Source organism: Rhodococcus erythropolis R138, assembly GCF_000696675.2.
Lineage (GTDB): Bacteria > Actinomycetota > Actinomycetes > Mycobacteriales > Mycobacteriaceae > Rhodococcus_F > Rhodococcus_F erythropolis.
Genome location: NZ_CP007255.1, coordinates 1,865,499 through 1,878,446, shown reverse-complemented (window position 1 = coordinate 1,878,446; position 12,948 = coordinate 1,865,499). Strand labels below are relative to the sequence as shown.

The following is a 12,948-nucleotide window of genomic DNA, read 5'->3' as shown; positions in this document are numbered from 1 at the left end:
GGTAGTCTGCGCCACGTGTCGGAATCCGTGAAGCAGGCCAGCAGCCGCAGCATTCGAGATCGCGCCGAAGCGTCCTTGGTAGCAGCCGCATTCGCGCTGCCCAGCGCGGTGAAACGTCGAATCACCGGGCCACCCGTCGTCATCGAGGGCAACACGCTCGACGCCGACGCACACCTGCTGCTCACGCTCGCGAAGACGCGGCCACTCCCCTCACATTCCACCGATCCCCAGTCACTCGCCGCTGCTCGCGCCAATCTCACCCGAACCGCGATCATGATGGGCGGCCGACCCGCGCAGGTCCGCACCGAAGAGATCTCCGTTTCGGGCGCCGACGGCCCGCTCCGCGCCCGGCTCTACGTTCCGACTGCCGACACCGGCGCTCTGCTCGCCTACTTCCACGGCGGCGGCTGGGTACAGGGCGGCATCGAATCACACGACGCTCCGTGTCGCCTGTTGGCCGAGACCTCCGGCGCACGGGTCATCTCGGTCGACTACCGGCTTTCACCCGAATTCGCTTTCCCCACACCGGTAGACGACGCCTATGCCGCGTACCAGGATATCGTCGACCGCGCCGAAGAGTTCGGGGCAGACCCGACGCGCATCGCTGTCGGGGGAGACAGTGCGGGCGGGCACCTGTCCGCGACGGTGGCGTTGCGTGCCCGCGACGACGGCAAGACCCCACCGGCAGCACAGCTGTTGATCTACCCCGCTACCGACTTTCACGAGAAGGCTCCCTCGAGAACGACGTTCGGTGAAGGCTTCTTCCTGACCGAGGCCAATATGAACTTCTACGAGTCCAGCTTCCTCGGCAACGATGCCGATCGACTCGACCCGTTGGTATCGCCGCTACGCGCCCCCGACGTGGCCGGACTGCCACCAGCCATCGTGATCACGGCGGGATTCGATCCACTCCGAGACGAAGGCGAAGCGTACGCAGCACGATTGCGAGACAACGGTGTTCATGTCACGGATCGACGCTACCCCGGATTCATCCACGGTTTCGTCAACGTTCTGGGGCCCAGTGCCGGATCCCGTGAAGCGGTCGCCGAGATCGGCGGCATGCTCCGCGCACTCCTCAGCCGCCCGACAAAATTTCCCGCACCGTATCCACCAGCGGATCGACGGGAAGCTCTGGGCTGATTGCGCGCTGTAGCCCCAAACCGATTCCGACGCTGAGCATTCGCAGCGCGGCTGCGTCCGGATCCAGCGTCGGCGTCACCCCGTTGGATTCCGTGAGGTGTTGGACCAATCCGGCGATCAGTCCGCGCACCTGGTCTGCACCCGCCGCGATCTTCTCCCGAATGTCCTCGCTGTGCCGCGATCTCACCGAGAACTCGACCTCGAGCAGCGTCCACCTCTGGTCCCCGATTGTTCGCTCGGCCCACCGCGCGAATTCAGCCACCGCATCGTCGAGGGTCGATTTCGCCCCGAGTTGCGCAGTGATCTCACCGACCTTGGTCAGCCTGATCCGGCCGAGAACTTCGGCACACAATTCATCCTTGTTCTTGAAATTCGAGTACACCGCCCCCTTGGAGTACCCGGCGTCCTCGGCGATCTGATCGAGAGAGGCCGCGGCGTATCCGCGATCGAGAAAGTGCTCGACGGCCGTCGCCAACAGGGTCTCGCGGGTCAACGCCTGCGCTTCCTGCCTGGTCAATCGCGCCATCGGAACCTCCCAGTGGTCCTCGGTATCGAGATTCCCACGGTAGCCGAATACCGCGAACGGTTGTCGAGTGGAGTACTGAAACCAATTTTGGGGTACCGACGTTATTCGGATACTGATAGTCTCCGAAACATGACTTCAGATGTGACCGGTACCACCGTGCGCCAAAACAGCGCACCGAGACGCGGCTTGGCCATCGGCTGCGGCGGCACTCTCGGTTTTGCCTGGACTGTTGCCGCGCTCGCCTCGGTCCGGGATGCGCTCGACTGGGATCCACGGGAAGCCGCAGCCATCATCGGGACGTCCGCCGGCGCCGAGTTCGTGACGATGCTCGGCAGCGGAGTCGGTGTCGACGAGTTGGTTGCCATGCAACTCGGCAACGCCGCCGCACGCCCCGAGCTCCTCACCCACATCGCGTCGGCGCCCGGAAAGCTCCCGCCACTTCCGAGACTGGGCGTCGGCAATCCACGACTCCTCACGCGTCGAGACCTTCCGGTTCTGAGCCGGATGAGCGGCATCGCACCGGTTGGTGGCGGCGACCCGTCCTGGCTCACTACGCTCGCCGAATCACTTGCTCCGGGCGATTCGTGGCTCCCACATCCGAACGCGTACATGGTATCCATGGACTACAGAACGGGGCGACGGGTCGCATTCGGGGCACAGGGGGCTCCGAAAGTGACCGTCGGTGAAGCGCTCCGAGCGTCGTGGGCGATTCCCGGCTGGTTTCCACCCGTCACGATCGACGGCGTCAGGTACATCGACGGCGGCGCCGCATCCACGGCTTCGGTAGATCTTCTGCTCCCCCTCCAACTGGACGAGCTGGTTGTACTGGCGCCCATGGCTTCTCGAACCCTGAGACCGGCGCGCGGCGCCGCCCGTATCGAACGCGGTGCCCTGCGCAATGCCATGTCCAAGGGGCTCGACCAGGAGATCGAACTGGTCCGCTCCGCGGGTACCAGAGTCATACGAATCGATGCCACCGACGACGACCTTGCCGTGATGGGCGCCAACTTCATGGACGGGCGCCGACGGCTCGCCACCTTCGAATCATCGCTGCGTACAACACGTGCGAGCGTCAAGCGCGAACTCGATGTGCACCCGTTCCAGCCCACTCGTTCCCACCAGTGAAAGCGCAGACTCAGTGAACAACGAATCTGACCACTTCGAGGTCGTGATCATCGGCGGTGGAATTTCCGGAATCGGCGCGGCTATCCACCTGCAGCGTCTCGGAATCGACAACTTCGCACTCCTCGAGAAGGCCGACTCCCTCGGTGGAACCTGGCGCGCCAACACCTATCCCGGGTGCGCCTGCGACGTTCCATCCGGTCTGTACTCGTACTCCTTTGCCGCCAATCCGGATTGGACGCGCTTGTTCGCGGAGCAACCGGAGATCCGCGAATACATCGAGACCACGGCGGGCACGCACGGAGTCGACAAACACGTTCGCTTCGGGGTCGAAATGCTCTCCGCGCGATGGGATGCGTCGCAATCACTCTGGAAGATAACAACTTCCAGCGGCGAACTGACTGCTCGCTTCGTGATAGCCGCTGCCGGCCCATGGAACGAACCCCTGACACCGGCGATACCCGGACTGGAAGCGTTCGAGGGAGAGGTGTTTCATTCCTCGCAGTGGAATCACGACTACGACCTGACCGGAAAACGCGTCGCCGTCGTAGGAACCGGAGCGTCGGCAGTCCAGTTCGTTCCGCGCATCGTCTCCCAGGTCTCCGCACTTCACCTCTACCAGCGAACCGCTCAATGGGTTCTTCCCAAACCTGATCACTACGTACCGCGGATCGAAAGGTCCGTCATGCGATTCGTGCCGGGAGCACAGAAAGCCTTGCGCAGCATCGAATACGGAATCATGGAAGCGCTCGGATTGGGATTCCGTAATCCGTGGATTCTGCGAATCGTGCAGAAACTCGGGTCAGCCCAATTGCGCCTGCAGGTACGCGATCCGAAGCTGCGCAAGGCATTGACTCCCGACTACACCCTCGGTTGCAAGCGACTGCTCATGTCGAACTCGTACTATCCGGCCCTCGGCAAACCCAACGTCAGCGTCCATGCCAACGCCGTCGAGCAGATCCGCGGTAACACCGTGATCGGCGCCGACGGAGTGGAGGCGGAGGTGGACGCCATCATCTTCGGAACGGGCTTCCACATCCTCGACATGCCCATCGCATCCAAGGTATTCGACGGAGAAGGTCGATCACTCGACGATCATTGGCAGGGAAGCCCGCAGGCGTACTTCGGCTCCGCCGTCAGTGGATTCCCCAACGCGTTCATCCTGCTGGGCCCGAGCCTCGGCACCGGGCACACGTCGGCATTCATGATCTTGGAAGCCCAACTGAACTATGTGGCGCAGGCAATCGGCCACGCCCGTCGTCACGGCTGGCAGACCATCGACGTGCGAGAGGAAGTTCAGGCAGCCTTCAACTCTCAGGTTCAGGAGGCATTGGGGACCACGGTCTACAACGCCGGTGGTTGCGAAAGCTATTTCTTCGACGTCAACGGCCGCAACAGTTTCAACTGGCCGTGGTCGTCCGGCGCCATGCGTCGACGGCTACGGGACTTCGATCCGTATGCCTACAACCACACGTCGAACCCTGAGTCAGACAACACGCCCCCTGAACCCACGCCATCCGAGCCCACCACCAGTCCGGAACCGGAGTACACCGCATGAGCCTCTTCGGCACCACCTACCCGCCGATCGATCTCGACGGAGCGGTCGTCGTCATCTCGGGCGGTGGCCGCGGAATCGGCCGGGCGACAGCCAAGTTGTTCGCTACTCGCGGTGCACTCGTATGCGTCGGCGATCTCGACGAGGAGACGGCCGTCGACACAGCGGAGTCCATCGGCCCACGTGCCCGCGGTTACCTGCTGGACGTCACCTCACGCGATTCCTGGGATGTGTTCGTCTCCAAGGTGATCGGCGAATTCGGCCACATCGACATTCTCGTCAACAACGCGGGAGTGATGCCGCTCGGCAGCTTCCTCGACGAGTCCGACGCCACCAGTCGAGTCACCCTCGACGTCAACATCTGGGGGCCTGTTCACGGGATGCGCGCCGTGTTGCCCGGCATGGTGGATCGACGACGCGGGCACGTCGTCAACATCGCATCGATGGCAGGCAAACTTCCGGTACCCGGGATGGCCGTGTACAACGCCAGCAAGTTCGGCGCAGTGGGTCTTTCGGCTTCTGCCCGTGTCGAATTCGCAGATTCCGGGGTCAGCGTCAGCGCGATCCTGCCCAGCGCGGTGCGGACCGGCCTCTCGTCAGGCGTGCCACTCGGAAAGGGAATGCCGACGGTTGAGCCCGAGGTAGTGGCCAAGGCCGTCGTCGACACGGTCGCGCATCGGCGAGCCGAAACTGCAGTTCCCCGTTACCTTGCGGGCTGGGATCTCGTCGACGCACTGGCCCCCGAATGGATCATCAACATCGGCCGCCGGGTGATCGACGATCGCCGCGCACTGACATCGGTAGATCCGAACGGGCGTGCGGACTACGAAAAGCGAGTGGCACGTCAGGCCGAAAACGGGGAGCACAATCCGAAGTGAACCGGGTAGTTTCGTGGCCATGTACATCCGCCGCGAAACTTCTTCCGACCGTGACGCCATCTATTCACTGCTCGGGGCGGCGTTTGCCGACCAGGCACCGCCCGGCGAGACTCCCTACGAGATCGAACTGACACGCCAACTCTTCGCCTCGGACGACTACTTACCGAAGTTGTCGCTGGTCGCCGTAGCCGGCGGTGAGATCGTCGGCTTCGTGATCGGGACACGCGGATGGGTAGGTCCCGTGGAGGCTGTTGGCCTCGGCCCGCTGGCTGTCACCCCGGGTAACCAGCGCAGCGGGGTTGGTTCGGCACTGATGCACGCGGTGGTCGGCGCGTGCGACGCCCTGGACGTGCCGCTGATCGCACTCTTGGGCAGCACCGAGTACTACCCGCGGTTCGGATTCGTCACCAGCACGGACGTCGGAGTGGAGTCTCCGGAAGCTGAGTGGGGCGCTCACTTTCAGATCAGAACGCTCACCACACATCGCGCTGATCAGACGGGGAAGTTTTCATACGCAGCGCCTTTCGGAATCGCGTGACCCGGAGCGCGATGTAAGAGTTCTTTGACATACGGCGTGCGTGAATCTACGCTCAACCCTGTCAAAGAACTCTTACATCCGGGAGGCTTCATGAGCACCACGGCACGGTGGAGCCTGGTTATCGGCATCGGCGTCGCAGTAACGCTGACCCTCGGCTTTTTCGCAGCACTGACCGCCGGCGACCAGAAGACGTTGACCTTCGTCGTCTTCGCAATCGTCATGGCGCCGGCTTGCATCGGATCGGTATGGGCCCTTTTCCCATCCGAAAAGAACAAGGCTCCCGCCTATCCCGAGGACACCGTCGAAACAGAATGGAGTCGCAAGGCCGGATTCGGCGCGTTCACAGACTTGATCACTGCCATGGGAATCGCGCTGATCGCGCACAATGTCTTCGGCGCTCCCGAACTGCCGCTCCTGATCTTCACTGCCCTCGGCCTGGTCGACTTCGGAATTCGGTACTGGGCGGTGTCGAGGGACCGCACCCCCACGATCGAGATCTGATGCGCAACAATCTTCAAGAACTCAGGACGGCGGCCGGATTGTCACAGCAAGCGTGCGCCGACGCACTCGGAATCACGCGCCAAACCGTCATCTCGATCGAGAAGGGACACTTCGACCCGCGTCTGTCGCTGGCGTTCCGAATCGCCGAGTACTTCGACAAACGCGTCGACGACGTCTTCTCCAGCTGACGCCGTCTCGGGCTGACAGAAGATCAGTCGAACAGGGTAGGCGACCCGTTTTCGTCTTTCCCGTCGTCGACCGCCGTCGTCTTCTTGCCCGAGCCCTTGCGGACGACGGTCAACGTCGTCGTTCGACGCGACAACCTGTGCCCGTCACTGTGTTCGAGCAACGCCATGCCCTGGCGAACTTCGACTACCGTCCACGGACCCGCATGGCCGGCTGCCTGCACGAGGTCACCGGACTCCACCTCAGTTGCCATGACCACTCCTTGTTCGTCGTGTCCTGCACGTTCTCCTTCCTATTATCGACGCGGCCACCTGGTAGTCGACGCGCAGGGTACCTACGCTGCAGCAGCAACCTTGACCGCATGGCCGACTTCGGCTCGGAATGCCGCGTATTCGGGTGAGCCTCGGAGATCGTCGGGATCGACGCCGGTTCGTGGCAGATCGATTTTCAGGTCCAGTGCGACCTTGCCGGGCCGGCTTGTCAGAACTACGACGCGGGAGCCGAGAAAGGCCGCCTCGTCGGCACTGTGAGTGACGAAGACACTTGTTCGCCCCGATTCGGCACTGACACTGCGGAGGTCCTCCTGCAGACGCTCGCGAGTGAGGGCGTCCAATGCGGCAAAGGGCTCGTCCAGCAACAGCAACGACGTTTCGGCCGCCAAGGCCCGGGCAATTGCCACCCGCTGCTGCTGCCCGCCGGATATTTCCCAGATACGCCGGTCCGCTGTGCCGCCCAGACCGACGCGGTCGAGAAGCTCGTCGCGCCTTCGCCCGCGTTCGCTCTTCGTCACCCCGGCATATTTGAGTGCCAGATCGATGTTGCCGCCCACCGATTTCCACGGAAACAGTCGTGGTTGCTGAAACACCACGCCGGCACTCGACCCGGGAATCGGGTCGGATCCTGATACCTGAACTGTTCCACTGGAAGGATTTTCGAAACCCGCAATCAGCCGCAGCAACGTGCTCTTGCCGCAACCCGACGCTCCGACGAGGACCAGAAACTCACCAGGGGCGACGTCGATCGATACCGGCCCGAGTGCCGTGACGGACTCTCGACCGTGGCCGTACTTGTGCGAGACGGTGTCGATTCGGATCGCGCCCGGGCGGTCGGCAGCGAATCCTCCCGCGGCCTGCTGTGCGGTCTCGCTACTGGTCAAGGACATCGGGAAGCCCCTTCACATAGAGAGCATTCTGAAAGACCGCCAGATCAGGCACACTGTCGATCTGCTTCTGCTCGGCCAGGAATTGCGCTGCACTCTGCAGGTTCACTGCCAGATTCCCGGGAGCGCCTTCGGTGCCCAGCCATTCCGGCGAGGAGATCTGCTCGGGAGTGAGGAACACTCCCTGCTTCAGCTGCGCTGCCGCGTCTTCCTTCGAGGCACCCAATTGCGCGGCAACAGCTTCCGCTGCCGCGTCCGGGTCTGTGGCGATTGTCGTGAGCGCGCGGGCCTGAACCTTTCGCCAGGTGTCGACGATCTCGGGGTGGTCCTTGGCAAACGCGGTCGACACCACACCAAGATCGAGTGTCGGCTTTCCAGCCGTCGCGAGCTCGCGGCTGGCGATCAACTGTGTTCCGTCCTTACGGAGTTCGTCGAGCGTGGGCAACCAGGTGTAGACGGCATCGATGTCACCTCGCTGCCAGGCAGCGAGGGATGCTTGCGGCTGGAGATCCACCAACTGGACGTCGTCGGCACTGAGTCCGGCCTGGTTCAGTGCTGCCAGCAGACTGTAGTGCGCGGTCGAGGCGAATGCCGTGGCCACTTTCTTGCCACGCAGATCTGCGACGGTCTTGATTCCGGTTGCGTTGCGCGCCACCAAGGCTTCGTTGTCGCCGGCCACGTCGAGAACAAACGCGACCTGGTACGGAATGTTCAGCGGTGCCGAGAGGCCACGAGCAACCGGACTCGAACCGATTGCGCCGAAATCGATTTCACCGGCGATGAAGGCGGTGTTGATGTCGGCTCCCGAATCGAACTTCGTCCACTTCACGTTGTACTCGGGCAGTGCGTCTTCGAGCCAGCGATTGTTCTTGACTATCAAGTCGCCGCTCGGGAACGACTGGTAGGCGATACGGATCGTTTCCTTGGACGAATCCTGGCCCGAATGATCCACCGAGCACGCACCGAGAACAAGGGCAAGAACGCCGATCAGCACCGTGAACGCCGTCCGGGAAGCCCTTCCCTCGTTGCGGTTCGGATTGCTGTTGCGCTTCAGATTGCCGCTGGGCTCGGAAATGCTGCCATATTTCTTATTGTCGGTCATACTTTTCCCCTCCAGGGAACGGCGCGGCGCTCAGCAGCCCGCAACAGTCCGTCGATGATCAAACCGGAGAATCCGATGGCGAAGATCCCCACCAGCACTACCGGAGTGTTGTTGTAATTGCTTGCATCCTTGACCATTCCGCCGATTCCGGGGATGCCGTTGAACAATTCGGCCGCGACAACTGACGAGTACGCCATACCCACCGACAAGCGAATGCCCGTGAAAGTTTCAGGCAGCGCCGACGGGACAACCACGTCTCGGATCACTTGTGCCCGTGAGGCTCCCAGCGCCCTGGCAGCTTCGACCAGCCCGACGGGTGCCGCGACAACAGCAGCTGTGGTGGCCACTGCTGCCGGCGGTAGCGCAGCCAGCGCCAGAAGCGTGATCTTCGGCGCCTCGTCGATTCCCAGCCAGATCACCAGCAGGAAGAAGTACGCCAAGGGCGGCAGTGCCCGCAGGAAGGTCAACCACGGTTCGAGCAGGCTCCGCAGCCATGTCACCGATCCCATTGCCAAACCTAGGATCACGCCCAATCCGACGCCGATGATCACACCGACCAGCACCCGTCGCAGCGTCATGTAGAGGTGCTCCCAGAGCAAATACCCCTGGTAGCCACGCACTCCGTCGTGCGTGGTCATCGTGTTGACGAAGGCATGCCAGACCGTGCTCGGAAAGGGCACGAAGGTCTCACTCCAGGTGCCGCTCGCCGCGGCGACCTGCCACAAGGCCAAGAATGCGATCACTGAGAGCACCGGCAGTCCGACAGTGGTCACACTCGAAGTCCACGGCCGACGCGGTTCACGGTTCGGTTCCGCGACTGGTGTTGGTTCTATTGCTTCGACAGGAGTCGACATCGCTGTTCTTCCTCGACGTACGGAAAATTCCGGCACACATGCAGCAACGAGCGCATATGCAGGGGCGAAGGCGCACAGAGCGGCGCCATTCTCACTCAGGAGAGTCGGAAGGAATCAACAGCAACAGCAGTTGGCACCAAGACGGCACAGGTCGACGGCGATGCGTCGTGTCAGTGGCGTCGTGGGCATGGGGGTAATTACTACCTGTGTCTGCAATTACCCGCAAATGCGGGGGAAATAGGCGTCAGTCGGCCAAGCGAACAGACAGCGAATACATCAGCGGTATCTCCGGTCGTCCGGCCGGGACTCCCCAACGCTTGCCGCCGAGTTCTGCCATCTCCTCGAATCCTTGCCAACCGTTGGCGTACGGGTACTCGTCGAAGGACTCGAGCGCCAATCCGGCACGCCGCAGGGCGCCGAGCACCTCGGCGATGGACCAGTTGAATTCACATGAAGGGAAGGGATTTTCGAAGTTCTCGACTCCGTCTCCCTGAGCGCCCGGCAAGACGAGATCGGCTGAATCTGCCACGTAGTCGCCGACGCCACCGGGTTCGGTCACGGGAGTCCTGCCTCCGTACGGGTATGTCAGCGACCACTTCTCGTCGAAACACATGGCAAACGGATGAAACTCCACCAGAACGAATCGACCGTTCGGCGCCAGAACACCGGCAATCCCCTCGGCCCACTCGTCGAGATCGGGTAACCAGATCACCGTTCCGTACGAAGAGAAGACTCGATCGAACTTCCTCCCGGTAGCGCCGGCATCTCGGAGCCACGCAGATACATCCGCTCGCTCGAAATCGGCGGCAATGCCGGATTCCGCAGACAATGTTCGGGCGAAGTCGATCGCAGAATCCGAGATGTCGACGCCGGTCACCGCGGCACCGAGAGCAGCCAAACTCAACGAATCCTGACCGGAATTGCACTGCAGATGAAGAATCGAGGAACCGTCGATCTCGCCGAGCAGCGCCACTTCTTCCGGAAACAAGGTCGACCCGCCGTTGCGAAAGAACTGTGCTTGGTCACCTTTGTGACTGTTGTGAGCGACGGTCGCTGCATTCCACGACAACCGATTCATCTCCGCTACATCCATCTCTACTGCATCCACCTCTCGGCCCACAACAACTCCGCCCGAGTTCACCACGCCTCCGGTCACGTCGGCAATCGATTTACTGGGCTGGAAACCTATCCGAACGAAGATGCAACAGGTTACAGTTTTTCGACGGACCATCGAAGGAGAACCAGTGCGCTACGGACTCAGCCTGTTCACCAGTGATCGCGGCATCCGCCCTGCCGATGCAGCAAAGGCTGCGGAGGCGAATGGATTCGACGCCTTCTACGTTCCGGAGCACACTCACATCCCCGTATCGAGGGATTCCGATCACCCCGGAACCCAGTCGGCAGAATTGCCCGACGACCGTTACATGCGCACACTGGACCCCTGGGTTGCCCTCGGCACCGCCGCGTCGGTCACGAGCACCATCCGATTGGGCACCTCGGTGGCCCTCCCCCTCGAACACGATCCGATCACTCTCGCGAAAACCATCGCATCGCTGGACCATCTTTCCGGCGGACGCGTGGTTTTCGGCGTCGGATTCGGCTGGAATGCAGAGGAACTCGCCGACCACGGCGTACCGCCCAACAAACGCCGGACCGCACTCCGGGAGTATCTCGAAGCCATGGGTGAACTGTGGTCGAAGGAAGAAGCTTCGTACGACGGCCAATTCGTGAAGTACGGGCCTAGTTGGGCCTGGCCCAAGCCCGTTCAGAAGCCCCGTCCTCCCATCATGTTGGGCGGCGGCGGCAACGAGAAGACTTTCAAGTGGATCGCAAAGTCTGCCGACGGGTGGATCACCACACCGATCGAGCAGGAGATCGACGGAAACGTGGAACTGCTCCGAAAGATCTGGGCCGAAGCAGGTAGAGTCGGCGAGCCTGAAATAACCGTCCTGGCAGGCAAACCCGATCCGGAGAAGCTCGCCCACTGGGCAGATATCGGTGTCACGGAGGCGATGTTCGGCACTCCGGACAAGAGCCCCGAAGAGGTGGTCGGATACATGGAACGTCTGGCAGCCAAGCTCGGACGGTGAGGTCCGCCACAGCACCTTGACCTCAACTGCACTCGAGGTTTTAACGTCGGTATTGCACAAGACAGTGCAACGACAGCAAAACCCGAGTCAGAAGAGGTGCTAAGTGTGACGACAAAATTGGTTGGCACCCAACCTGTTTCGGATGTCGCTGTTGATTCGGCGCCGTCCATCCGAAGCGCATTCGTCGAGGCATTCCGAAATCATCCCGCCGGCGTCTCGATCATCACCGCGACGGGCGATGACGGCCCGGCCGGCATCACGTCGTCTTCGGTGATCTCGATCAGCGCCGATCCGGCAGTTCTGGCGTTCTCACTGCAGTCGTTGCGTGGTTCTGCGAGCGTCATTGCTTCCGCAAGCAGTTTTGTTGTTCACCTGGCAAATTCGGCGAACGAGCGACTGGCGGCCACGTTCGCGACCCGCGGCGCTGTGCGCTTCGGAGACGACATGCGCTGGTCGTTTCTGTCGACGGGTGAACCATTCCTGCACGGCACGGGCCACGCCTTGCGGGCGGTTCCCTTGAATGCCACGACGTGTGGCTCCGCAGTGATTGTCACCGCGCGCGTCGTCGACGTCATCGATCCGCAGCACGTGTCAGCGCCGCTCGTCTATCACGATCGAACCTATCGAAATCTCTCGTCTCACAACATTTCCTCAAAGGAAGGCATGTCACATGACTGAATACGTTCTCCCCGAGCTGGACTACGACTACGCCGCACTCGAACCGCACATCTCCGGCGAGATCATGGAACTGCACCACAGCAAGCACCACGCCACGTACGTGGCGGGCGCCAACAGCGCAATCGAGCAGTTGGCTGCTGCACGCGAAGACGGCACGATCACCGCGAAGGCGCCGCTGCTCAGTAAGAACCTCGCCTTCCACCTCGGCGGCCACACCAATCACTCGATCTTCTGGAAGAACCTCTCCCCCAACGGCGGTGAGCGACCAGAAGGCGAGTTGGCAGCCGCGATCGACGAGCACTTCGGTACCTTCGACGCATTCGTCAACCACTTCTCCGCTGTAGCAACGACTTTGCAGGGGTCCGGCTGGGCGGTACTGGCCTACGACATGGTCGGGCAGCGCCTGGTCATCGAGCAACTCACCGACCAGCAAGGCAACATCAGCATCGGTATCGTTCCGTTGCTCATGCTCGACATGTGGGAGCACGCCTTCTACCTGCAGTACAAGAACGTCAAGGCCGACTACGTGAAGGCCTACTGGAACGTCATCAACTGGGAAGACGTTGCACAGCGATACGCGGCGGCCACAGCCTCGACCGGCTTGATCGTCCCCGCCTGA

At 62.0% G+C, this 12,948-nt stretch carries 16 protein-coding genes; 10 read left to right on the top strand and 6 right to left on the bottom strand.

From position 1 onward, the window contains the following. Window positions 1-15 precede the first annotated feature (15 nt). Window positions 16-1,140, top strand: coding sequence for an alpha/beta hydrolase (locus tag H351_RS08835; RefSeq protein WP_244891463.1), 1,125 nt, complete (start codon window positions 16-18; stop codon window positions 1,138-1,140). On the opposite strand, the gene H351_RS08830 is transcribed toward H351_RS08835, so the two are convergent. Beyond that, window positions 1,076-1,666: a TetR/AcrR family transcriptional regulator gene (locus H351_RS08830; RefSeq protein ID WP_019745124.1), complete on the bottom strand. Its 591-nt coding sequence runs from the start codon at window positions 1,664-1,666 to the stop codon at window positions 1,076-1,078. The two genes, H351_RS08835 and H351_RS08830, sit on opposite strands and share 65 nt — an antisense overlap. 129 nt (window positions 1,667-1,795) lie before the next feature. Here H351_RS08830 and H351_RS08825 point away from each other — a divergent pair, with 129 nt between their 5' ends. The 6 genes from H351_RS08825 (at window position 1,796) to H351_RS08800 (ending at window position 6,448) form a co-directional block, all read left to right on the top strand. Then, window positions 1,796-2,791 carry a patatin-like phospholipase family protein gene (locus H351_RS08825; RefSeq protein WP_051636499.1) on the top strand — a complete coding sequence of 332 codons (996 nt, stop codon included), beginning with the start codon at window positions 1,796-1,798 and terminating at the stop codon, window positions 2,789-2,791. Window positions 2,792-2,804: 13 nt separating this feature from the next. After that, complete coding sequence (locus H351_RS08820; RefSeq protein WP_029256141.1) at window positions 2,805-4,346, top strand: flavin-containing monooxygenase; 1,542 nt, start codon at window positions 2,805-2,807, stop codon at window positions 4,344-4,346. Further along, window positions 4,343-5,221: an SDR family oxidoreductase gene (locus H351_RS08815; protein WP_029256142.1), complete on the top strand. Its 879-nt coding sequence runs from the start codon at window positions 4,343-4,345 to the stop codon at window positions 5,219-5,221. The genes H351_RS08820 and H351_RS08815 overlap by 4 nt, the downstream gene beginning before the upstream one ends. Window positions 5,222-5,240: 19 nt before the next feature. Continuing rightward, the gene (locus H351_RS08810) at window positions 5,241-5,759 is read left to right on the top strand and encodes a GNAT family N-acetyltransferase (protein WP_020908958.1); all 519 of its coding nucleotides are present in this window, start codon (window positions 5,241-5,243) and stop codon (window positions 5,757-5,759) included. Between the two features lie 90 nt (window positions 5,760-5,849). Next, complete coding sequence (locus H351_RS08805) at window positions 5,850-6,260, top strand: hypothetical protein (RefSeq protein ID WP_029256143.1); 411 nt, start codon at window positions 5,850-5,852, stop codon at window positions 6,258-6,260. Continuing rightward, window positions 6,260-6,448: a helix-turn-helix transcriptional regulator gene (locus H351_RS08800; protein WP_019745129.1), complete on the top strand. Its 189-nt coding sequence runs from the start codon at window positions 6,260-6,262 to the stop codon at window positions 6,446-6,448. The genes H351_RS08805 and H351_RS08800 overlap by 1 nt, the downstream gene beginning before the upstream one ends. Window positions 6,449-6,471: 23 nt before the next feature. Here H351_RS08800 and H351_RS08795 read toward each other — a convergent pair whose 3' ends face one another. The 5 genes from H351_RS08795 to H351_RS08775 form a co-directional block, all read right to left on the bottom strand. Then, a complete protein-coding gene (locus H351_RS08795) occupies window positions 6,472-6,699 on the bottom strand; it encodes a hypothetical protein (RefSeq protein ID WP_021345436.1) in 228 nt (75 codons plus the stop codon). Between the two features lie 81 nt (window positions 6,700-6,780). After that, entirely contained in the window at window positions 6,781-7,608 is an 828-nt protein-coding gene (locus H351_RS08790; RefSeq protein WP_019745131.1) for an ABC transporter ATP-binding protein, read from the bottom strand. Next, window positions 7,592-8,707 (bottom strand): taurine ABC transporter substrate-binding protein, encoded by a 1,116-nt coding sequence (locus H351_RS08785; RefSeq protein ID WP_029256144.1) that lies wholly within the window; start codon window positions 8,705-8,707, stop codon window positions 7,592-7,594. Before H351_RS08785 ends, H351_RS08790 begins: the two co-directional genes overlap by 17 nt. Further along, complete coding sequence (locus tag H351_RS08780) at window positions 8,704-9,561, bottom strand: ABC transporter permease (protein ID WP_021332086.1); 858 nt, start codon at window positions 9,559-9,561, stop codon at window positions 8,704-8,706. Before H351_RS08780 ends, H351_RS08785 begins: the two co-directional genes overlap by 4 nt. 244 nt (window positions 9,562-9,805) lie before the next feature. Beyond that, window positions 9,806-10,717 (bottom strand): class I SAM-dependent methyltransferase, encoded by a 912-nt coding sequence (locus H351_RS08775; RefSeq protein WP_037119806.1) that lies wholly within the window; start codon window positions 10,715-10,717, stop codon window positions 9,806-9,808. Between the two features lie 88 nt (window positions 10,718-10,805). Here H351_RS08775 and H351_RS08770 point away from each other — a divergent pair, with 88 nt between their 5' ends. From H351_RS08770 to H351_RS08760, 3 genes are all read left to right on the top strand, one after another. Beyond that, window positions 10,806-11,651 carry an LLM class F420-dependent oxidoreductase gene (locus H351_RS08770; RefSeq protein WP_029256146.1) on the top strand — a complete coding sequence of 282 codons (846 nt, stop codon included), beginning with the start codon at window positions 10,806-10,808 and terminating at the stop codon, window positions 11,649-11,651. A 105-nt stretch (window positions 11,652-11,756) separates the two neighbouring features. Next, entirely contained in the window at window positions 11,757-12,329 is a 573-nt protein-coding gene (locus tag H351_RS08765; protein ID WP_021332083.1) for a flavin reductase, read from the top strand. Continuing rightward, the gene (locus H351_RS08760; protein ID WP_029256147.1) at window positions 12,322-12,948 is read left to right on the top strand and encodes a superoxide dismutase; all 627 of its coding nucleotides are present in this window, start codon (window positions 12,322-12,324) and stop codon (window positions 12,946-12,948) included. Before H351_RS08765 ends, H351_RS08760 begins: the two co-directional genes overlap by 8 nt.

Excerpts from the sequence above, each read along its gene's own strand:
- H351_RS08830 (WP_019745124.1), bottom strand. The coding sequence starts at position 1,666 with ATGGCGCGATTGACCAGGCAGGAAGCGCAGGCGTTGACCCGCGAGACC.
- H351_RS08825 (WP_051636499.1), top strand. The coding sequence starts at position 1,796 with ATGACTTCAGATGTGACCGGTACCACCGTGCGCCAAAACAGCGCACCG.
- H351_RS08815 (WP_029256142.1), top strand. The coding sequence starts at position 4,343 with ATGAGCCTCTTCGGCACCACCTACCCGCCGATCGATCTCGACGGAGCG.
- H351_RS08810 (WP_020908958.1), top strand. The coding sequence starts at position 5,241 with ATGTACATCCGCCGCGAAACTTCTTCCGACCGTGACGCCATCTATTCA.
- H351_RS08805 (WP_029256143.1), top strand. The coding sequence starts at position 5,850 with ATGAGCACCACGGCACGGTGGAGCCTGGTTATCGGCATCGGCGTCGCA.
- H351_RS08800 (WP_019745129.1), top strand. The coding sequence starts at position 6,260 with ATGCGCAACAATCTTCAAGAACTCAGGACGGCGGCCGGATTGTCACAG.
- H351_RS08795 (WP_021345436.1), bottom strand. The coding sequence starts at position 6,699 with ATGGCAACTGAGGTGGAGTCCGGTGACCTCGTGCAGGCAGCCGGCCAT.
- H351_RS08790 (WP_019745131.1), bottom strand. The coding sequence starts at position 7,608 with ATGTCCTTGACCAGTAGCGAGACCGCACAGCAGGCCGCGGGAGGATTC.
- H351_RS08785 (WP_029256144.1), bottom strand. The coding sequence starts at position 8,707 with ATGACCGACAATAAGAAATATGGCAGCATTTCCGAGCCCAGCGGCAAT.
- H351_RS08780 (WP_021332086.1), bottom strand. The coding sequence starts at position 9,561 with ATGTCGACTCCTGTCGAAGCAATAGAACCAACACCAGTCGCGGAACCG.
- H351_RS08760 (WP_029256147.1), top strand. The coding sequence starts at position 12,322 with ATGACTGAATACGTTCTCCCCGAGCTGGACTACGACTACGCCGCACTC.